The sequence below is a fragment of the Hahella sp. CCB-MM4 genome (assembly GCF_002260525.1).
Taxonomy (GTDB): domain Bacteria; phylum Pseudomonadota; class Gammaproteobacteria; order Pseudomonadales; family Oleiphilaceae; genus Hahella.
Genome location: NZ_MRYI01000012.1, coordinates 117,549 through 137,950, shown reverse-complemented (window position 1 = coordinate 137,950; position 20,402 = coordinate 117,549). Strand labels below are relative to the sequence as shown.

Sequence of the window (20,402 nt, the reverse complement as noted above, 5' to 3'; positions counted from 1 at the left end):
CACAGGTGGTTTTTCAGAAGTTTTCTAGAATGTCTGCTGCCCCCTTAACACTAATTGCATCTTATCTATATCATCGTCATCCCGGTCCAAAGGAAATGCCAGATCCATATGCAACACCCGGGTTACCCTGATCCTGCTGGATGTCACCCGAATACCAACCCCCACATCCTTTAAGACCTTTCCATTCACCCCGTTATCCCGGCCGGGAAACCAGGCCCGCCCCGCATCAAAGAAGGTCACACCCGCAACATGAAATGTCTTCAGCGGATACCAATCCCAAAAGAAACGCCGTTCCGCGGAAAACAGAAAACTATGGGAACCAGTCTGATAATTAGAGGGGTAACCTCTTAATCCGCTACTGCCCCCCAATAACAACTGGTTATCCAGAGTGAGGTTATGAACGTAGTTGAAAGTGAGTGAGGTAAACCAGGCTCGGTCACGCTCATCATTCAACTGAGTGAAATCACCCGCCAGGGTTAACGTTGCATTTTCACTGGTTTTGTCATCAAAGTCCCAGTAGCCTTCACCCTTCAATGCCAGTGTCCCTAAATGGAAAGTGTCACCATGCCGGTAGCGACTTTCACCTTTCACCACCAATTGATCTGATGTTGCTCCAAACGATCGATCCGACCACCCCAGGTTGACAGCATTTCGCCATCCCAGCGAAATATCTTCCACCTGTTGAATCTGGCTGATATTAAATGCCTTTAGATATTCATTATCTCGCCACTCATACCCAACCCATGGATATCTCAGCTTACGGTCGGCAGGAATTTCTCCTGTGGTTTCAGGCACCACACTAAACTGGTGGTTTTCTACCGCCGCCCCAAAATACAGCCTCTCTTCCCGGCTGCCATCAAAGAATGTGGACAGACCATAACTGACATCGTACAGCTCGATGTTGTGTTGAAACTCATTAATGCTCTCATCCCGGAAGAATCGCTCGTCGTTCCTGATCTCGTGAAAGCCTGCAGCTTTAAATGACCAGGGGGCCCCTGCGCGATAAAACGGATACCCGACCTGACCACTCTGCCGCTCGCCATCATCACTGTCTGCAAGCTGGAAACCTGCTTGCCAGCGACTCCCAAAGAGATTGGGATCAAAGTAGTCAACGCTGTATTCCACCTTGCCCTCCTCTTCTTCACGGCTAAAGGATACTTTTTTACCGGTGCCGAAAAAGTTCTGATCGCTCAACCCCAAAATGGTGCGGTTTTGTCCACCTGAGCGGGAAAGTCCAACGGTGGGCAACAGCGTCCAGAGATCACGGGTAACTACAGCAAGGTCGACAACATTGCCACATACACGGGAGGCTACGATCTGAGCATTGTAGAGATAAGAACTGCGCCGAAGACTACGCTCCGATTCATCGATCAAATCTTTGTCGTAAGTGTCGCCGCGGGAAAAAAGCAGCTGAGACTTTATGGCGGATTCGAAAGTGACCGGATGCAAAGCATTGACTGTGCGCTCATACCACCGAAGATTTTCTTCCTCACCATAGTCGTGATAAATATCCTGAGGATAGATTTCAATGTTGCGAATGACAGCCCCTTCTGGGACTTCCGGGAATGAACCGACGCCGTTTTCCAGATTATCGAGATCCAGGTTGGCAGGATTGGCCGTGGCCTCCACACACTCATTGCCTTCCTGTGCAGAGGGCTCAAGGTTGTCCTGGCTTTGGCGATTTGCGCCTTGGTTATTATTATTTTGGACTTGGCTATCTTGCTCCAGGCTAAATTGATCTTGGCCACTTTGGTCCAGGCTATTGGCATCCTGGCTATTGACCCCCTGGTTACTGGCCCCCTGACGATTAACAGATAGCTCTTCGGCGAATGCCGTATAGGGAAAAAGGCCTGTACACAAGCCCATCATACCGACCGTGAAGGCAAGGCTCAGTCTAGATTGACGGGTACCACAACACATATTCAATGCTTTCAGATTCCTCCCGCCGGAGGTCCCTTTCCAGCCCCATGAAAGCGCCGGTATCAGGTTATCCTGCGGCGCTGCAGAAATATTCCCATCCCTGCACTGCTTATTATTAAGTGTAGCTCCCGGTCGGAATCTGCATCACATTTATATATCGAGACTTTACTCAGTTTTACGATTCGGCCCCATCAGACTCGGCTGCTGTCGGCTTTTTGTCGCCGGTTATCAGCAGCTCCGCCGCTCCATCCTCATCAGAGGCCGGGTTGAATTCGTCCATAAAAATCTGCCAGAACGCCAGGAATAATGCAGCCAGAATCGGACCAATAACAAATCCATTCAATCCGAATAGTCCAATGCCGCCCAGCGTGGAGAGCAAGACCATAAAGTCCGGCATTTTAGTGTCTCGGCCCACCAGTATCGGCCTCAACACATTATCGACCAGCCCAATAACAAATATGCCGAACAACACCAGAATGATACCTGAAACGTATTGGCCGCTAATTAACAGAAAGGCCGCTGCAGGTCCCCAGACAAGCGCTGACCCTACCGCCGGGAGCAAGGACAGAATCACCATGACCACCCCCCAAAGCACAGCTCCGGGCAGCCCCAGGATGCCAAAGATGATTCCGCCAAGTGCCCCTTGAACGGTAGCAACCACCAGATTGCCTTTCACCACAGCCCTGGAAACCTCGGCAAATTTCCCAAGCAGGTGACGCTCACGATCATCCCCCAAAGGCAGCGCCCGAATCATCAGCTGGATCAGAGAGTCCCCATCACGCAGGAAGAAAAATGTCAGGTATAACATCAACACAAAATTGATCAGGAAGTTCACATACTCCTGGCCGACGCTGACCGCCTGGGAGGCAAAAACCTTACTTGCGGCAAGAGCAGCAGAGGAAAGCTGTTTATTGATGTTCGCCAGATCAATATCAAAACGTTCAGCCAACTCCTGCACTACAGGAATAGCCGACTTCAATTTATCGACCCAAACCTGAACAGGAATATCGCCGGACTTAATTCCCTGGTATAGATCTGCTAGCTCAACTCCCAGCATGGCAACGATCAATGACACGGGAATAACAACAATCAACAGACTGGCAACCAGGGAAATCAGCGCACTGACACTAGGCCCCTGGTTGAGCTTACTGGTTAAAAAACGGTGTAACGGACTAAAAAGTATGACCAGCACCGCTGCCCAGAAAATGGCGGAAAAGAAAGGCATAATCATCATGCCAAATCCAATCGATACGGCGACCAAAAGGATCAGGAATGATCCGTCTTCCAGTTTCTTCGTCATAAAATCCCTCATCATCTTCTGGGAAATCCGGCAGGGCACACCACATTCAGGTGAGCCCTATTGGAATAGAGTAAAAGCGTCGTGCTGGTTCAATTAAGCTGCACTGTATCAGTTTCAGCACTACCAAATCAGATATGTAATACCTGAATCAGGTTCTGCCGCTTCAGGTAACAGGTTCTACTACCTTAGGCACCTAGACTCTACAGCCTCAGGTAAACAATGCACCCACGCTTTCACCGGTGTGAATACGCTTGATGGCCTCTGCAAACAAAGGGGCAACCGACAGCGGGGTAATTTTGCTGATGCGCTTTTCTTCAGGAATATCCACGGTATTGGTCACGATGACAGATTCAATACCCGAATTCTGAATACGCTCAATGGCCGGGCCGCACAATACCCCATGAGTGGCGGCAGCGTGGACACTTTTCACTCCGGCGGCCAGCAGGGTTTCAACCGTCGAAATCAGGGTGCCGGCAGTCGAGATTTCATCCTCGAAGATGATGGCGTCTTTTCCTTTAACATCACCAACCACAACACCTTGCTTAACCTGGGTATCACTGACACGACGTTTGTCGATAATCGCCATGGGAACATTCAGGCGAGAAGAGAATTTCCCCACCCTTTTGGCTCCGCCGGCATCAGTGGCCACCGCGACCATATTGGAAGTATCGTGGTGCTCCTGAATATATTGCGCCATGGGAGGAAGAGCTGTCAGATGGTCCACAGGAATATTAAAGAAACCGTGCACCTGATCCGCATGCAGGTCCATTGTCAGCACCCGGTTAGCACCGGCAGTCTGCAGCAAATCTGCAATCAGACGGCCGGTAATAGAGATTCTGGGAGCGTCTTTCTTGTCTGAGCGAGCGTAAGAGTAGTACGGAATCACGACAGTAATACGACGGGCAGAGGCACTGCGCAGCGCATCGATCGCGATCATCAGCTCCATGATATGGTCACTTACCGGCTGAGTGAAAGACTGCACGATGAAGACATCCCTTTCCCGTACGTTATCCTGAATCTGCACATGCAGGTTGTCATTGGAGAATCGGGAAACTTCCATTGGACTTAACTCCATTCCCAGGTTGCTACAAATTTCTTTGGCCAGGGAAGGGTTGGAATTACCGGAGAATATTCTGAGTACGTCTTTCATGCTGCTGTCTCGACTCACCTGCGATAAGTAAAGTTCATTGATGTCATGTCCAGAGACCTGTCAGTTCATCATCTGAATCATGCGACTGGTATAAACGGCGCATATTATGGCAGACTCGCCACAAATTTCATGCAAATCGAACCCTGAGTGCTCAAATCAATGGCCCTGAAGTCCACTATTTTTAAAGCCACCCTGCATATTGCTGATATGGACCGCAACGTTTACGGCGATTTCCCGCTGACCGTTGCCCGCCACCCTTCTGAAACCGACGAGCGCATGATGCTGCGGCTGGCCGTTTTTGCGCTGTTTGCTGATGAAAGACTTCAATTCACCAAAGGGCTGTCTACTCAGGACGAACCGGACTTATGGACAAAATCCCTGAGTGATGAGATTGAATTATGGATTGATCTCGGCCTGCCGGAAGAGAGTCGGATCAGAAAGGCCTGTGGACGAGCAGACCAGGTTGTGATTGTCGCCTACGGTGACAGGGCAACCCCCGTGTGGTGGCAGAAAAATCAGAAGGATCTGGTTCGGTTCGACAACCTGAGGATCTATAGCATAGATCAGGAAACTCTGGCGAGTATGGCGGTCATGGCCGCACGAACAATGGATTTACAATGCACAATTCAGGATGGTCAGCTATGGCTCAGCGATGCAACGAACAACCTGAGCTTTGAGTTAAAGACCCTATTTCCTGAGGGTTGAGAGCCCCAGAGACTTGCCCCTTGTTCCAGAGATTGATCGTACTGCCGTAGACCCAATCCGTCGTCTACGGCGGATCCCGGCATCAAAATCTCTTCATCTGCAATCGCCTCATTTATTCCACTAGAGCCTCAACAGCCTCCTTCGCTTCCTTCAGGCCCACGCCATATTTCTCGCGATACAACTTAATAGCCTGAATTTTCTTACCGGACCCGGCCAGTTTACGGATGTCTTCATCCGTCGCCTGATCCGCCGGCGGAACCGGTATGCTATTAATTGTTCCCCCTTCCTTGCCACGTGATTTGATCGCAACAAGTACCAGAATCACAGCCACAACAATAATCCCAATCGTTACCGGGCTTAAATTTTCCATACAGACACCAACCTCAAAATCTTCAGCACGGAATCAGCTCCGGGCTTTAGACAGATTAGCAGCGAAACATGAATGTGGAAAAACCGATGGCGGATATATAGAGGTTAAAGGAGTTCTGAAGTGGCAGGGGGTCTATGGCGAAGGGCTATATATAGAAGTGAAATAGAATCGCGCTGAATAGAAACGCGGAAAAATTGGATAGTGGAAAATAGGGTAATGGAAAAATAGAAAGGGCGATCCTGGACAGAACCGCCCTCAGCAAATTAATGCTTAGGTGCTTCAGCAGCTTCTTCGCTCGCTGCAGCTTGTTGCTTGCGACGGACGGCTTCAGCGTAAATAGCGTCGAAGTTGACCGGTTGCAGCATCAGTGCAGGGAAACTGCCTTTAACAACCATTGTGTCTACAGTTTCACGAGCATAAGGGAACAAAAGGTTTGGACAAAATGCGCCAAGCGTCTGCGCCAGTTGCTGCGGGTTCAGACCTTCAATCAGGAAAACACCTGCCTGTTGAATTTCCACCAGGAACGCAGACTTATCGCCAACCTTCGCAGTGATTGTCAGTGTCAAAGTCACTTCCCACTGGTTTTCACTGAGCTGGTTGTTTTCTGTATTCAGATCCATATTGACCTGAGGTTTCCATTCCTGTTGGAAAGTTGCAGGCGCATTCGGAGATTCGAATGACAGGTCTTTCAAGTAAATACGCTGCAATGCAAATTTGGGTTGTTGTGGATTTTGTTCTTCAGCCATGAGCTTACCTTAGGTTTCAATATTTATAACGAGTAATGCAATTCGCACAAAGCTTACAGGGAACAGGTACTAACAGATCAATGTGCAAATTTAATGAACAAGACACCGAATAGATGTTTCGCCCAATGTAACTTCGGCCCCCGACTATTCCGCCAGAAAACCATCCAGACTTCCGGCTCTCTCCAGTGCGTACAATTCGTCACAGCCACCGATATGCTGATCGCCTATCCAAATCTGGGGAACGGTGCGTCTTCCACTCCGTTCCGTCATTTCACCACGTTTCGCTGCATCAAAGTCGACCTTGATCTCATCAAAGCCAACTTCCTTGGACTCCAGCAATCGCTTGGCCCGAATACAATAAGGACAGAACTGTGTAGTGTAAATGGTTACCGGTTTATTCTGAGACATATCTATTACGATTCCGGCCAAAATGGCCTTAGAGGAGGCACTCGCTGAAGAGTGCCGAATACACTATTTTTTCGCCAGGGGAAGATTGGCGTTTTTCCACTCAACCACACCGCCGGAAAGACGCTGCACGTTGCTAAAGCCTGCACCGGAAAGTGTACGCACCGCCATACTGGAGTGCTGTCCCATCTTGTCCGCCACAATAATGATCTTTTCCTTATGCTTCTCCAGTTCCGAGGCTCTGTCCTTCAGTGAGCTGAAAGGAATGAGAATGGAGCCACGGATAACGCCTTCGGAAGTTTCCTTCTTATCCCGGACATCCACCACCACGGCCTGCTCTTTGTTCAACAGCATAACTGCCTGTTGGGGAGTCACGGCTTTGCCGCCGCGCTTACGCTCAGTCAACAGCAACGCCACCAAGAGCGCTACGAATAGCGAGCTTAGGATCCAATGATCCATCGCAAAAAATAGAAACTTCTCCATAACCTCTTCCACCGTAAAAAACTCGGGCATTATACACATCACAGACAGGTTTCAGAAGCGCCTGCTTTGCACCATTTCGGTTCACTTTCCCCAGTTTGCTATCGAAATAACCAGCCCGCCTATTGGCCTCATACAAAGAGACAATTGCCCGAATCAGGACATTAGGTCTTAATCTGGGTAAAATACTCGGGAATTCTAGGAGTAAGACCGACCATGACAGACAAACGCATACCAACTGCACTCTTTATACTGGATGGCTGGGGCTACAGAGAAGAACAAGACAACAACGCCATTGCCCACGCCAACACCCCGTTCTGGGACAAGATCTGGAAAGATCTGCCACATACTCTGATCCAAACTTCAGGCATGGCTGTAGGCCTGCCGGACGGCCAGATGGGTAATTCCGAGGTAGGCCACATGAACCTTGGAGCAGGACGCATCGTTTACCAGAACTATACCCGCATCAATAAAGACATCGCCGACGGCACCTTCGCCGAGCTACCGGCACTGACCAACGCCATCGACAAGGCCACCGATGCAGGAAAAGCCGTCCACATTCTTGGGCTGTTATCTCCGGGCGGCGTACACAGCCACGAAGAGCATATTTTTGAAATCTGCCGGATCGCCAAAGCCCGGGGAGCCAAAGAAGTTTACATCCACGCATTTCTCGACGGTCGCGATACTCCGCCCAGGAGCGCCGGCCCTTCACTGGAGAAAGCTTCCAGCCTGATGTCCGAACTCGGTTGTGGAAGGGTTGCCTCTATCGTTGGACGCTACTTCGCCATGGACCGCGACAACCGCTGGGATCGGGTACAACAAGCCTATGACCTGCTGACTCTGGGGAAAAGCGAGTTTACTGCCCAAAGCGCCGCGCAGGCACTGGAAGCAGCTTATGAACGCGGTGAGGACGATGAGTTTGTCAAAGCCACCCGCATTCAGGCTGAAGGCGAGGCAGACGCGGCGATAAAAGACGGCGACAGTGTGATTTTCATGAACTTTCGTCCGGATCGGGCAAGAGAACTCACCCGCGCCTTCGTGGACACCGACTTCAGTGGTTTCGAACGCACCGCCACTCCCAAGTTAACTGACTTTGTCATGCTGACGGAATATGCGGCAAGCATCAAAACCACCTGCGCCTACCCTCCCTCCACCCTGGTGAACGGCATGGGAGAGTACCTCTCCAAGCTCGGAAAGACCCAGCTTCGTATCGCTGAAACCGAAAAATATGCCCATGTGACCTTTTTCTTCAGCGGTGGACAGGAAGAAGAATACGCAGGCGAAGAACGCGTATTGATCCCATCTCCTGATGTCGCCACCTACGACCTCAAGCCGGAGATGAGTGCGCCTGAAGTCACCGATAAACTGGTAGAAGCCATCAAGTCCGGACGCTACGACCTGATTGTCTGCAACTTTGCGAACGGCGATATGGTCGGCCACACCGGTAACTATGATGCCGCGGTCAAAGCAGCGGAAGCGCTCGACCAATGCCTGCAAAGAGTGTCTGACGCTCTGAATGAAGTCGGCGGCCAGTGCCTGATTACGGCTGACCACGGCAACGCAGAGCAAATGCTGGATGAGAACGGTCACCCGCATACTCAGCATACGACAGGCCCTGTTCCACTGGTGTATATCGGTCCACGACAGATTTCCCTGAAAGCCGACGGCAGACTTTGTGACATTTCGCCTTCCCTGCTGGCGTTAATGAACATTGAGAAACCTGCAGAAATGACCGGCGAATCCCTGATTCAGGCTTCCTGATCGTTTTTCCAAACCACTTTCCCTGGCTCCTCAGGGAAAGTGGTCCTCTATTACCCTTTTGCCCAACACCTGTAATCTCCTCTATACTCCCACCGGATTAACACGGACAGAACTCGGTTTCGCCGCTAGATCCATGGCAACAATTTGTAAACCATACTGACGATCTTTTGATCCAAACTAACGATAAACACTGACGTTATTACGCCTTTATGCAGTCGCCTTTTCGCTACCTCATTATTTTTCTATGCCTGTGCTTTAGCCAACCGGTCCTTTCCGGTTCAGAGCAGTGGGAGGATCATGAGCTGCAGCAACAAAAGCTGGATGCACTGAAGCAGAATATTTCCAAACTACGTACCTGGATTGACGGGGCACGTGGGGAACAAAGTCAGCTGGAAAAGGACTTGAGGGCCACCGAAGAAAAGATTCAGGCCAAAGTACGTGAAATCAATGCCATTGAATCGGATATTCATGACACCGAGGCGCAGATACGAGAGCTGGAATCCGAAGAAAAGGAACATCTGGCCTCTCTCAACCAGCAACAAGCGTTATTGGGTAAACAGATCAGGGCCGCTTACGCCATGGGACAGGAACAGGGTATCAAGCTGCTGCTCAATGCCGAAGATCCTCTCAAACTACAGCGACTAATGAACTACTACGGTTACCTGAACAGAGCCCGCGGCGACCAGATAGAAGAATATCGGGACACCATAGATCAACTTAAACAGACCCGGGCCGGAATCCTTGAGCGTAATCAGGAGTTAATCAGCTTCCGCAACAATCTGGCCCGCGCCAGGGAAAACCTTGAAGGCCAGCGAAAAGAACGCGCTGTCACACTGGCCAAGCTCACCAAAAGCTTGAATTATAAGAAAAACGAACTTGTCCGCATGGAAAAGGACCAACAGCAGTTGGAAACCCTTGTCCAGGAAGTCGAAAAAACCATATCTAACCTAGAGTTAACGCAGGATTCGGTGCCTTTTGCCAAACTCCGTGCTAAATTACCCTGGCCGACGTCTGGAAAAATGCAACGGAATTTCGGTCGCTCTGCCGGCGGTAAAAACTTCAGAATGCCTGGGGTCTTTTTTTCCGTGCCGGTTAACACCCCTGTAAAAGCGGTTCATCATGGACGAGTCGTGTTTTCTGACTGGCTAAGGGGCTTCGGCCTGTTAATGATCATCGATCACGGTGACGGCTACATGAGCCTCTATGGCTTCAACCAGGCTCTGTTGAAAGATACGGGGGACTGGGTCAACAGTGGGGAGTTGATAGCCAGCGCCGGCAATAGCGGTGGACAACAGGAAAGCGGGCTATACTTTGAAATACGTCATAAAGGAAAACCAGACAACCCCGCAAAGTGGCTTAAATAAATGTTTCGCGTAAACGCGATGCAGCAGGAATACAACGATAGAGTGGTGTCTAGAGTGAAAAGACTTACAATCGCAGGCGCTGTACTGGCCTTGGCTTTGCCTTTTGGAGTGTGGGCAGATGAACCTGCGGACACAACCGATACCGGTCAAACTGACGGCATGAAACAAGCGGATCAGGCCCCGTCAGCACAACTCCCACTGGATGATCTACGTAAATTTGCAGAAGTCTTCGATCGTATTAAAAAAGCCTACGTGGAAGACGTGGACGACACCACCCTCCTGAACAATGCGATCCGCGGAATGCTCTCGGGCCTGGACCCCCACTCCTCATATCTGGAACCCAGCGCTTTTGATGACCTGCAGGAATCCACCACTGGCGAATTCGGCGGTTTGGGCATAGAAGTCGGCATGGAAGACGGATTCATTAAAGTAATCGCGCCAATTGACGATACTCCAGCCCAAAAAGCCGGCATTGAAGCCGGAGACTTGATCATCAAGCTCGATGACCAGTCAGTCAAAGGTATGTCACTGGAAGAAGCCGTAAACAAAATGCGCGGCAAGCCAGGAACACCGATCAAACTGACCGTGGTCAAGCGGAACTCTGACGGCCCCACAGACATAGAAGTCCTGCGCGACATCATCCGGGTTACCAGTGTAAAGAATATGACGTTGGAGCCGGGTTATGGTTATGTACGAATCACCCAATTCCAGGCTCAGACCGGCTCTGAGTTCGCTAAAGCGTTGGATAAGCTGAAGGAGGATAGTCCTGACGGACTCAAAGGTGTCATACTCGACCTCCGAAACAACCCCGGAGGTGTTCTCCAGGCAGCGGTGGAAGTATCTGATGCCCTGCTGGACGATGGACTGATTGTGTACACCGACGGACGCATCAAAAGTTCCAAACTACGCTTTACCGCCACTCCCGGGGACAAAATTGATGGCGCCCCGGTGGTTGTGTTGGTAAACGGCGGCTCCGCTTCTGCGTCAGAGATCGTCGCCGGTGCGCTGCAGGATCATCACAGAGCCGTTATTCTCGGTACCGAAAGTTTCGGCAAAGGTAGCGTGCAGACCGTTCTTCCTCTGGACGAAGAGTATGGCCTGAAGCTGACCACCGCGCGCTACTACACTCCAAGCGGCCGATCTATCCAGGCACTGGGTATCGTTCCGGACATCAAGGTTCAACGCGCAACGATCACCGAAATGGAATCACAACCCGTGTTTAAGGAAGCTGACCTTTCCGGGCACCTGCTTAACGGTAACAGCGATGAATCAAAGTCTGAAGGCGCAGAAAATCCCGCGACGAAAGAAATCATCGCCAAAGACTTTCAACTTCGGGAAGCACTCAACCTGCTCAAAGGGCTGAGCATTATCAAACCTCAGAATACTGCAAAGGGATAAGCACGTTTGAGCTGGCGATCCATCCTCGGCGGCATGGGCCTCCTCCTTGTGGCGGCCCACACTTCAGCCGCAGCGATCGAAGAGGATCGCCCTCCTCCAACGATTGCCATCATCATTGATGACATGGGCAACTATAGGGAAATGGGGCAACGGGCGATTAATATCCCTGCACCTCTGACTCTCGCCTTTTTACCTTTTCGCCCCTATACGGAAGATCAGGCACGCCTCGCCCATGCCAGCGGCAAAGAAATCATGCTTCATGCCCCCATGGAAAACACCAAGAGCCTGCCGTTGGGGGCGTCAGGTCTGACCAGTGACATGGGAAGCCTGCAAATGGTCATCACCTTTCGTCGCGCATTGCGCTCAATCCCCTATGTCAGCGGCATGAACAACCACATGGGCAGCGCATTGACGCAGAATCGCCAGGCCATGGGCCTGCTGATGCGGGAGCTTAGTTCATATCCGTTGTATTTTGTTGACAGTCGAACGACCGCCATGTCAGTGGCCTATGATGTCGCCGTCGAAAATGCCATTCCGTCTCTGGGCCGGGACGTATTCCTGGATCACGAGATCACTACAGAGGCCATCGACTTTCAGTTCAAACGCCTGCTCTCCATTGCCAAGAAAAAAGGCTCTGCCATCGCTATTGGACATCCTCATAAAGAAACCATTGAGTACCTTGAAAGAGCGATCCCCCTCCTCGGCCAGGAAGGTGTTGCTATCGCTACGGTTAAGGGTCTCTGGGCGATGCGCCATAATGCCGTGGCCATGTTTGATTCCGACGACAAGGACTCCGGCGCCCGTCTGATAGCCGTATCAACCAATCACATCAAAGATAAAGATGCCGATAATGAGAAACCAACCCTTTAAGGTTGGAAATGAGTTGCTGGCGTTCCCGCTCATTTAAAAATCGACCTATCGGAACAGAAACATCCTGACACTGAACGCTTATCTGCTGGCTTTTTGAATCATCAGTTTCTATCAGTATTCGGGTATGGAGTCTGGGAAAGGACCATTGCTGCTCCGGTGCTTTGACGCCTCGCTGAATCAGGACTTCATAGGGGCTCAGCTGCACCACTTCCTGCGATGCGCACTGACGGCTTACATAGCGCAAGGCAATAAACAGGAGCGTTATCTCCGCACCGCAAAAGAAGACCACCAACGCAGCCCCCACCAGCAATGACATGGTCGCGACAATTGCGGTAACGCCCCCAGCCAACATCAGAAACACCCGGTTTCCTCGCCACCCAGCCGAATTATTCGGCGTTAGCACGATACGAGCACAGGCTTCGTCTTCGCCCGGCGTTACTTTTAACATGACAGTGTCACCAGCATCACCAATTCACCTGCCACTTGCTCTATTAGCTCCACCAGCCATCTACATCAACGGCTACGATTATTGCCAGCCCCTATTCAAGTCTAAGCGGCAATACTTTAAGAGTAGTAGGATTTTGGGTGAAGAATAGTAGGAATTTGAATGGTGAATAGTAGGAAATTGGATAATGAGTGGAGAGATTAAGTGAGGTGTGACGGAATATGGATAGAAAGAGAAATAGACAGGTAAATATGCAGAGAAAAGGCGCGCTATAAGCGCACCTCAACTCCTTGTTCCGCCATAAATTTCTTGGCTTCAGGAATGCTGTATTCACCAAAATGGAATATGCTGGCGGCGAGAACCGCGTCGGCACCACCTTGTTTGACACCATCAACCAAGTGCTGAAGATTCCCAACGCCACCTGAGGCAATAACAGGAACCGAAACCGCATCGCTGATGGCACGGGTGAGCGCTAAATCGAAACCGTTTTTGGTACCGTCGCGATCCATACTGGTCAGAAGGATCTCACCGGCTCCATAGCCCACCATCCTTTGAGCCCATTCCACTGCTTCCAAACCTGTGGGCTTGCGTCCGCCATGAGTAAAAATTTCCCAACGGTCCGGCTCTCCTTCTGCCGAAACTTTCTTGGCATCAATGGCAACAACGATACACTGATTACCAAATTTAGCGGCCGCCTCCCCTACAAACTCAGGGTTAAATACGGCAGCCGTATTGATACTCACTTTGTCCGCACCCGCGTTTAGCATTGTGCGGATATCTTCAAGCTTACGAATGCCGCCACCCACCGTCAGTGGAATGAACACCTGGCTGGCCATGCGCTCAACGGTATGAACAGTGGTACCACGATCTTCATGACTGGCCGTGATATCCAGAAACGTGATTTCGTCAGCGCCCTGCTCGTCATAGCGCTTGGCCACTTCCACCGGATCGCCTGCGTCACGGATATCAACAAATTGCACCCCTTTCACCACGCGACCTTTGTCCACGTCGAGGCAGGGAATGATGCGTTTGGCTAAAGACATAAAATTTACCTCACTGCCTGCTGCGAAGATTAGGACGCCTGTGAATCACAATAATCCTGGGCCTCTTTAACATCCAGAGTCCCTTCATAGATCGCGCGGCCGGTGATGGCACCGACGATACCGGCATCTGAAACTTCCCGAAGGCGCTTAATGTCGTTCATATCAGTGACGCCACCAGAGGCAATAATCGGCAGTCCGGAGACCTTGGCCAGAAGCGCCGTGGCTTCCACGTTCACGCCTTGCATCATGCCGTCACGGGCAATATCGGTGTATACGATGGAGGATACGCCTGCGTCCTTGAATTTGAGTGCAAGATCTGTCGCCTGGATGGTGCTGATATCAGCCCAGCCTTCTGTCGCCACCCAACCGTCTTTGGCGTCGATACCGACAATAATATGGCCAGGAAACTGCTGACAGGCCTGCTTGACGAATTCAGGCTCTTTCACCGCCTTGGTGCCAATAATGACATACTGCACACCGGCCTTGAGATAATGTTCAATGGTGTCGAAATCCCGGATACCGCCACCGATCTGGATTGGCAGATCAGGGTACTTCTTCGCAATGGCTGCAACGATTTCACCGTTCACCGGCTCGCCGGCAAATGCGCCGTTGAGATCAACCAGGTGAAGTCTGCGACAACCGGCTTCTACCCATTTTGATGCCATCGCTACAGGATCATCAGAGAACACCGTGGAGTCATCCATACGGCCCTGCTTCAAGCGCACACACTTTCCATCTTTCAGGTCGATTGCGGGAATAATCAGCATAAAATCACTCTGTTTGGTCATTGTCCGGGGGGCTTTAACCCGGGTTTAAATTCAAATTCGTTAGGGACGGCCATCCCAGCCGGCAAAATTTTTCAACAACTGGAGGCCTGCATGCTGGCTCTTCTCCGGATGGAACTGAGCAGCAAAAATGTTATTCCTGGCAATAGCGGCTGCAAAGTCCACACCGTAGTGACAGGTACCGGCAACAGAATCAAAGTTGGCCGCATCCACATAATAAGAATGCACGAAGTAAAAACGGTCGCCATCGGTAATGTTGTGCCAGAGGGGATGCTCATGACTGTGGAATACCTCATTCCAGCCCATGTGAGGCACCTTCAGACGCTCGCCAGCATTGTTTTGCTGCGGATCCGCTTCATGCAGATCAGTACCGAAGAAACGTACTTCGCCCTTGAATAGCCCCAGGCCATCCACCCCATTATTTTCCTCGCTATGATCAAGCATCGCCTGCATACCAACGCAGACTCCCAGCAAAGGACGCCCGGATTCGGCAATCTCTTTCACCAGTTGATCAAAGCCGAGACGACGGATCTCACCCATGCAATCCCGCATGGCCCCTACTCCAGGAAGGAGAACCCGATCCGCTTCTGAGATGATTCGAGTATCCGCTGTCACAATGACACGCGCATCCGGCGCCACATGTTCCAGCGCCTTGGAGACAGAATGAAGATTTCCCATCCCATAATCGATGACAGCAATGGTATTGGACGAAGCGTTTGAAGAAGTGCTCATTTTGAGTCGCAGTCCTGATTCAGCAAATTAGCGAAGATCCAGAAAACCGGTTCCCTGTTTCTTCCAGGAAACCCGGTCGCTTCTAGTATCCAAGATTCTCTTGCATCCCTTTGGGTTAAAGAGTGCCCTTGGTTGAGGGCATGATGCCGCTCATTCTTGGATCGTGCTCAATAGCCATGCGCAGAGCGCGGCCAAAAGCCTTGAAGATGGTTTCAATCTGGTGATGCGAATTACGACCACGCAGATTGTCGATGTGCAGACTCACCTGGGCGTGGTTTACAAACCCCTGAAAGAACTCGTAGAAGAGATCCACATCGAAGTTGCCGATCATGGCACGGGTGAAGTCCACATGCATTTCAAGGCCGGGACGGCCGGAAAAGTCGATAACCACACGAGACAAAGCCTCATCCAAAGGCACATAAGCATGGCCGTAACGGCAGATGCCTTTCTTGTCACCAATCGCTTTGGCAACGGCTTGTCCCAAGGTAATTCCGATGTCTTCCACTGTGTGGTGAGCGTCAATATGCAAATCGCCCTTGGCCACGATATCCATGTCAATCAAGCCATGGCGGGCGATCTGGTCCATCATGTGGTCCAGAAAAGGGACACCGGTTTCAAACCGGGCTTTACCAGTTCCATCCAAATTAACAGAACAGGTGATTTGCGTTTCCAGCGTGTTGCGGGTTACTTCCGCCTTGCGCTCAGTCATTCATCGCTCCGGGCACAGTAAAAAAGGCGCATTATACCCGTTTCGACGCCTGTAGCCTACATGGAAGCACGTATGGACAGCATGAAAACGTCTATGACGGTCATGAATTCTCATTATTGAACACCGCCAGGCCGTTGCCCGGCAGCATTCAACAATGAGGTTTTATCTGGATGGGGTAGATCAGCTGCCGAATTCTTTTTTCAGATTATCGACATATGTGTCCACCAGGGAATTGAACTCGTGCTTCACGACCGGGCTGATGGCGAGCTTTAACAGCCCCGGCAAAGGCAACGTCAGTTCCCCTTTGGTCTGGAACTTACATTCGGTTCCATCCCCTTTTTTCTGGATTGCCCAGGAGCCCTGAACAACGCCGTTCCCTTCCCCTTTTACCGGCGTCCAGGTAATGATGCCTTTGCCTTTATCTGAACTATAGCGGCTGGCATAAATGGTCTGGATGGCATGTTTGTCAACGCCGATTTTCTTCATTTCCCAGCGGTATATGTCATCCCCCAGATCTTCCAGCTTGTCTACGCGCGGGAAAAAACTGGCGGATTTGGGAACGTCGGCAAGTAAATCAAAGACGGTGTCATAGTCTGCCGCAACGTCAAATGTACGGCTGATTTCGATGGTGATACTGACGGCCACGGATTGCTCCTTCAAACTTCAATTATTATTCTGCATTGATCAATTCTGACGCAGATGCTCGTCAGAGTAGGCCTTTTGATAGGGCCTGTTGTGTCACCGGCCGGTTGCGCTACGGTTCATTTTTCTTCAGAGTAGCACAGCCCTGTCGGATGGAAATACTTCCGGTACATCCATTACCGATAAGCACCATCCTTAATGCCGGTGCGGATAGTTTGCTACGCACACCCTGTGAAGTCCAGAAAGAGCATGACTGAAGTCTTATCTACCACATTCATTCCAGAAGAATTTTCCCAAAAACTGCTGTCTTGGTTTGATCAGCACGGCCGCCACGATCTCCCCTGGCAGCATCCCAGATCACCTTATCGTGTCTGGCTGTCCGAGATCATGCTGCAACAAACCCAGGTATCCACGGTCATAGGTTACTTCAATAAGTTTGTGGAACGCTTCCCCCAAGTGGCCGACCTGGCGGCTGCGCCGATTGATGATGTTCTCGTTTACTGGGCCGGGCTTGGTTACTACGCCCGGGCGCGAAACCTTCACAAGGCCGCCATCAAAGTCATGCAGGAGTTTGAAGGCGAGTTTCCAAAACAAACCGAACAACTCCAGACCCTCCCGGGAATTGGCCGCTCTACCGCAGGAGCGATTTTGGCCCAAGCCTTCAATCTGAGAGAACCCATTCTGGACGGAAACGTCAAGCGAGTACTCACCCGGGTGGAAGGCATTCATGGCTGGCCGGGTCTGCCTGCCATTGAAAAAAATCTCTGGCAGATCGCAGAAGCTTATACACCCGAAGAGCGAGTGGTGGACTACACCCAGGCGATCATGGATCTGGGTGCGACTCTTTGCACCAGAAGCAAACCTCGCTGCGTGGAGTGCCCCTTCCAGTCAGGCTGCCAGGCTCACCTGAACAACGAAACCAGCGATCTACCCACCCGCAAACCCAAGAAGCAAACTCCCACTGTTGAGAGATATTTGTTGGTGCTACAGGATGCGGATGGTCGCTTTCTGATGGAGCGACGCCCGGCCACAGGAATCTGGGGCGGGTTATGGTGTTTTCCCGAAAGCGAAAAGGATAGCGACCTGGATACCGCCCTGGAGAGCTGGAAGCCTCATTTCCCGATCAGCAAACACTTTGATCTGGCCGAACCATTCAAGCACACCTTCTCTCACTACCACGTCATACTGAAACCGGTTTTGATGAATATCGACGGAACGCTTCCTGCGATTCGTGAAGAAGGCTTGGCCTGGATGCATCTGGAACAGAACGACCTCGCCCTGCCCGCCCCCATCTCCCAGTGGCTTGCGTCAGGCAATCTGTCCCAACACCAGTTATTGTGAAGAATCTGTAGGTGTGAGGAATCTGCAGGAAAGAGCTTTCAGGCAGCATGATCTGGATGCTCTTTCCCTATCTGATATACTCCTCACCCGGCCAGCTCATGCAGAACCCATTCATTACACAGCAGGTAAAATTCATGGCACGTACCGTTTTCTGTAAAAAATACCAGCAAGAACTCGAAGGTTTGGACCTTCCCCCCATGCCGGGAGCCAAAGGTAAAGAGCTTTTTGACACGGTATCCAAGAAAGCCTGGCAAGAATGGCTCAACCACCAGACGATGCTGATCAACGAAAAACGCCTGAACCTGATGGATCCGGACACCCGAACTTACCTGACAGAGCAGATGGACAAGTTCCTCAGCAATGAGTCAGTGGACAAAGCAGAAGGATATATTCCACCTTCTGAAAAATAAGCTTGACACTAAAACGGGAAGTAGGTTTAATACGCACCCGTTGCCGGTCAAGGCATCTGGTGTTCAGTCAGACACCAATTAAATATGTGACGTATGTGCCCAGAAAGCTCAGTTGGGTGTAGCAAACATTTTTTCGAAGCACTGCTTCGAGTTTGCGGAACGGCAGAAATCTACGATTTCTGACTGGAATGAGCAGGGGCAAGCGCAAGCTTGCTGGTGTATCGTCAAGCACCATTTAAATACATGACATTAGTGCCCAGATAGCTCAGTCGGTAGAGCAGGGGATTGAAAATCCCCGTGTCGGTGGTTCGATTCCGCCTCTGGGCACCACTTAAATTCCTTAAAAAACAGGAACTTACGAGAAATCGAAGTTCCTGTTTTTTTATGCCTGCTTCAAATGTGTCAACAAAGTGTCAACGCAATATTCATTGCCTTACTTCACTCACCTAAAAGTAGCCAAACATCACCAATCGCACGTAAGAAATCTCTCACAGAAAGGAGATGTGATTCCGTTACTCCCTGGTTCGAGTCCAGGTGTGCCCACCAACTTTCTCCTTAAAAAAACAGCTGTTATAGAACTGCCACTTTTCAAAAAACTTAAAGGACTGGCCGAAGTGTCAACGCAATATTTTGGCGCGGCATCCCCCACTCTGGAAACCAGATCGTTTTGTGCTATTAATAGCAACAACTAATATTTTTTGGAAAGGAGTCTGTAAGAGTGACAATAACAATCAGTTCCCTCGAAGGATACACACTCGCTGAGTGCACAGATGTAAAGACATACGGCCTCCCTGGCATTGGTAGCTACACTCTATGCGCTCAGCTTGAATTTGCTGTTGCCAAACCCCTTTCGGAAACAGTCTTGAGAAACCTTAACCTGAGACTCGAATGGGGGGAAAACACTCAAAGCATGATCGGGGTTGCTCCGCCTGACGGAGGTCAGCCCATATCCATACCGAATCATCGCAGTCTGACAATTTATTTTCGCTTTTCCCTCACACCTAACCAGGTTGAAGCAATCGAAAAAATGCGCTTAGGGCAAGGTTTTAATCTCACCCTTTGGTTGAGTGGAGAGGTTTGCCAAGGCTCAACGTCTCAACCATATACTGATCATGGGACTTACAAGATAAAACAGTCTGACTGGTTATCTGCGCTCAATAAAATGGGGTATGCCAATACATTACTCTACGAGTTTCGGCTACCAAGAGATATTACGGGCACTGGCGGTTCTTCGTTCAAATTTATAGAAAATGCCGAAAGGTATTTGCATCAAGGTGAATACGATCTCTGTGTAGGCGAGTGCAGAAAAGTGTTTGAACACTACCCACTACCTCCCGCAGATCAAAGTCAGCTAGGTACTATTAGAGGAAAGCTGTCTAACAAATCAGATAGGGAGTCAATGACCGTTAAAGAACGCTGGATATTACTTAGAGATGCTTTATATATGTTAACTCATCCTCCGCACCATAGTGCACAATCAGAAAGCTATAGCCGCGATCAAGCAAAAATGATCCTGACATCAACTATTTCATACTGCACTTCGATGTAGGATTCATCCAAAATTAGCGTGTTTATCAACTCACTAATCTAAATCATCGACCGCCATAGCATCGAAGAATTTATCGTGCCCTAGCGTAGCAAGGTATTCGTATACTTTCTCCTTGCCCCCTTCATTAGCATGAGTTCCCTTGCAGAATACCTTGCCTGAAAATTTGACATCGTAAAATTACAAAGAGGTAGCTTTCCGATCGGAGTAATACGCAGGTTTGGAAAGTGGAGGCCTAGTCAGAATCGCAATACTCGGATTGCTAATCCGGCCCCTTTAC

21 protein-coding genes and 1 tRNA gene are annotated in these 20,402 nt (G+C 50.4%); 9 read left to right on the top strand and 13 right to left on the bottom strand.

The annotated features are described in order from the left end of the window. Positions 1–24: 24 nt before the first annotated feature. The 3 genes from BTA51_RS19325 to BTA51_RS19315 all read right to left on the bottom strand — a co-directional run bounded on the left by BTA51_RS19325 (position 25) and on the right by BTA51_RS19315 (position 4,370). On the bottom strand, positions 25–1,860 hold the full coding sequence (locus BTA51_RS19325; protein WP_168188220.1) for a BamA/TamA family outer membrane protein: 1,836 nt from the start codon (positions 1,858–1,860) through the stop codon (positions 25–27). 235 nt (positions 1,861–2,095) lie between these two features. After that, positions 2,096–3,220 (bottom strand): AI-2E family transporter, encoded by a 1,125-nt coding sequence (locus tag BTA51_RS19320; RefSeq protein ID WP_094710383.1) that lies wholly within the window; start codon positions 3,218–3,220, stop codon positions 2,096–2,098. A gap of 208 nt (positions 3,221–3,428) precedes the next feature. Continuing rightward, positions 3,429–4,370, bottom strand: coding sequence for a ribose-phosphate pyrophosphokinase (locus tag BTA51_RS19315; RefSeq protein ID WP_094710250.1), 942 nt, complete (start codon positions 4,368–4,370; stop codon positions 3,429–3,431). A gap of 147 nt (positions 4,371–4,517) precedes the next feature. On the opposite strand from BTA51_RS19315, the gene BTA51_RS19310 reads away from it, so the two are divergent. Then, positions 4,518–5,075 (top strand): YaeQ family protein, encoded by a 558-nt coding sequence (locus BTA51_RS19310; protein ID WP_371333219.1) that lies wholly within the window; start codon positions 4,518–4,520, stop codon positions 5,073–5,075. A gap of 112 nt (positions 5,076–5,187) precedes the next feature. On the opposite strand, the gene BTA51_RS19305 is transcribed toward BTA51_RS19310, so the two are convergent. From BTA51_RS19305 to BTA51_RS19290, 4 genes are all read right to left on the bottom strand, one after another. Then, positions 5,188–5,445, bottom strand: a complete 258-nt coding sequence (locus BTA51_RS19305; protein WP_094710246.1) for a ribosomal protein L7/L12 — start codon at positions 5,443–5,445, stop codon at positions 5,188–5,190. A 263-nt stretch (positions 5,446–5,708) separates the two neighbouring features. Next, positions 5,709–6,191, bottom strand: coding sequence for a protein-export chaperone SecB (gene secB, locus BTA51_RS19300; RefSeq protein ID WP_094710244.1), 483 nt, complete (start codon positions 6,189–6,191; stop codon positions 5,709–5,711). A gap of 144 nt (positions 6,192–6,335) precedes the next feature. Next, a complete protein-coding gene (grxC, locus tag BTA51_RS19295; RefSeq protein ID WP_094710242.1) occupies positions 6,336–6,599 on the bottom strand; it encodes a glutaredoxin 3 in 264 nt (87 codons plus the stop codon). A 63-nt stretch (positions 6,600–6,662) separates the two neighbouring features. Beyond that, positions 6,663–7,079, bottom strand: a complete 417-nt coding sequence (locus BTA51_RS19290) for a rhodanese-like domain-containing protein (RefSeq protein WP_094710381.1) — start codon at positions 7,077–7,079, stop codon at positions 6,663–6,665. A gap of 213 nt (positions 7,080–7,292) precedes the next feature. Between BTA51_RS19290 and gpmI the strand changes: the two genes are divergently transcribed. The 4 genes from gpmI to BTA51_RS19270 all read left to right on the top strand — a co-directional run bounded on the left by gpmI (position 7,293) and on the right by BTA51_RS19270 (position 12,469). Further along, positions 7,293–8,837: a 2,3-bisphosphoglycerate-independent phosphoglycerate mutase gene (gpmI, locus tag BTA51_RS19285; RefSeq protein WP_094710240.1), complete on the top strand. Its 1,545-nt coding sequence runs from the start codon at positions 7,293–7,295 to the stop codon at positions 8,835–8,837. A 209-nt stretch (positions 8,838–9,046) separates the two neighbouring features. Continuing rightward, the gene (locus tag BTA51_RS19280) at positions 9,047–10,201 is read left to right on the top strand and encodes a murein hydrolase activator EnvC (protein WP_094710238.1); all 1,155 of its coding nucleotides are present in this window, start codon (positions 9,047–9,049) and stop codon (positions 10,199–10,201) included. Between the two features lie 54 nt (positions 10,202–10,255). Next, positions 10,256–11,599 carry a S41 family peptidase gene (locus tag BTA51_RS19275; protein WP_246841098.1) on the top strand — a complete coding sequence of 448 codons (1,344 nt, stop codon included), beginning with the start codon at positions 10,256–10,258 and terminating at the stop codon, positions 11,597–11,599. 6 nt (positions 11,600–11,605) lie between these two features. Next, the gene (locus BTA51_RS19270; protein ID WP_246841097.1) at positions 11,606–12,469 is read left to right on the top strand and encodes a divergent polysaccharide deacetylase family protein; all 864 of its coding nucleotides are present in this window, start codon (positions 11,606–11,608) and stop codon (positions 12,467–12,469) included. Here BTA51_RS19270 and BTA51_RS19265 read toward each other — a convergent pair. From BTA51_RS19265 to BTA51_RS19240, 6 genes are all read right to left on the bottom strand, one after another. After that, complete coding sequence (locus tag BTA51_RS19265) at positions 12,429–12,917, bottom strand: DUF2244 domain-containing protein (protein ID WP_094710234.1); 489 nt, start codon at positions 12,915–12,917, stop codon at positions 12,429–12,431. The two genes, BTA51_RS19270 and BTA51_RS19265, sit on opposite strands and share 41 nt — an antisense overlap. A 266-nt stretch (positions 12,918–13,183) precedes the next feature. After that, positions 13,184–13,957 carry an imidazole glycerol phosphate synthase subunit HisF gene (gene hisF / locus BTA51_RS19260; protein WP_094710232.1) on the bottom strand — a complete coding sequence of 258 codons (774 nt, stop codon included), beginning with the start codon at positions 13,955–13,957 and terminating at the stop codon, positions 13,184–13,186. Between the two features lie 29 nt (positions 13,958–13,986). Beyond that, on the bottom strand, positions 13,987–14,724 hold the full coding sequence (hisA, locus tag BTA51_RS19255) for a 1-(5-phosphoribosyl)-5-[(5-phosphoribosylamino)methylideneamino]imidazole-4-carboxamide isomerase (protein WP_094710230.1): 738 nt from the start codon (positions 14,722–14,724) through the stop codon (positions 13,987–13,989). A 60-nt stretch (positions 14,725–14,784) separates the two neighbouring features. Beyond that, entirely contained in the window at positions 14,785–15,474 is a 690-nt protein-coding gene (hisH, locus tag BTA51_RS19250; protein WP_094710228.1) for an imidazole glycerol phosphate synthase subunit HisH, read from the bottom strand. Between the two features lie 115 nt (positions 15,475–15,589). Continuing rightward, on the bottom strand, positions 15,590–16,183 hold the full coding sequence (hisB, locus tag BTA51_RS19245; protein WP_094710226.1) for an imidazoleglycerol-phosphate dehydratase HisB: 594 nt from the start codon (positions 16,181–16,183) through the stop codon (positions 15,590–15,592). A gap of 180 nt (positions 16,184–16,363) precedes the next feature. Further along, positions 16,364–16,828, bottom strand: coding sequence for an SRPBCC family protein (locus BTA51_RS19240; RefSeq protein WP_094710224.1), 465 nt, complete (start codon positions 16,826–16,828; stop codon positions 16,364–16,366). A gap of 246 nt (positions 16,829–17,074) precedes the next feature. On the opposite strand from BTA51_RS19240, the gene mutY reads away from it, so the two are divergent. From mutY to BTA51_RS19220, 4 genes are all read left to right on the top strand, one after another. Beyond that, positions 17,075–18,166, top strand: a complete 1,092-nt coding sequence (gene mutY, locus BTA51_RS19235) for an A/G-specific adenine glycosylase (protein WP_210404875.1) — start codon at positions 17,075–17,077, stop codon at positions 18,164–18,166. 134 nt (positions 18,167–18,300) lie between these two features. Beyond that, a complete protein-coding gene (locus BTA51_RS19230; RefSeq protein ID WP_094710375.1) occupies positions 18,301–18,576 on the top strand; it encodes an oxidative damage protection protein in 276 nt (91 codons plus the stop codon). A gap of 254 nt (positions 18,577–18,830) precedes the next feature. Next, a tRNA-Phe gene (locus BTA51_RS19225) sits at positions 18,831–18,906 on the top strand. A 388-nt stretch (positions 18,907–19,294) separates the two neighbouring features. Next, complete coding sequence (locus BTA51_RS19220) at positions 19,295–20,125, top strand: hypothetical protein (protein ID WP_094710222.1); 831 nt, start codon at positions 19,295–19,297, stop codon at positions 20,123–20,125. Positions 20,126–20,402: the final 277 nt, after the last annotated feature.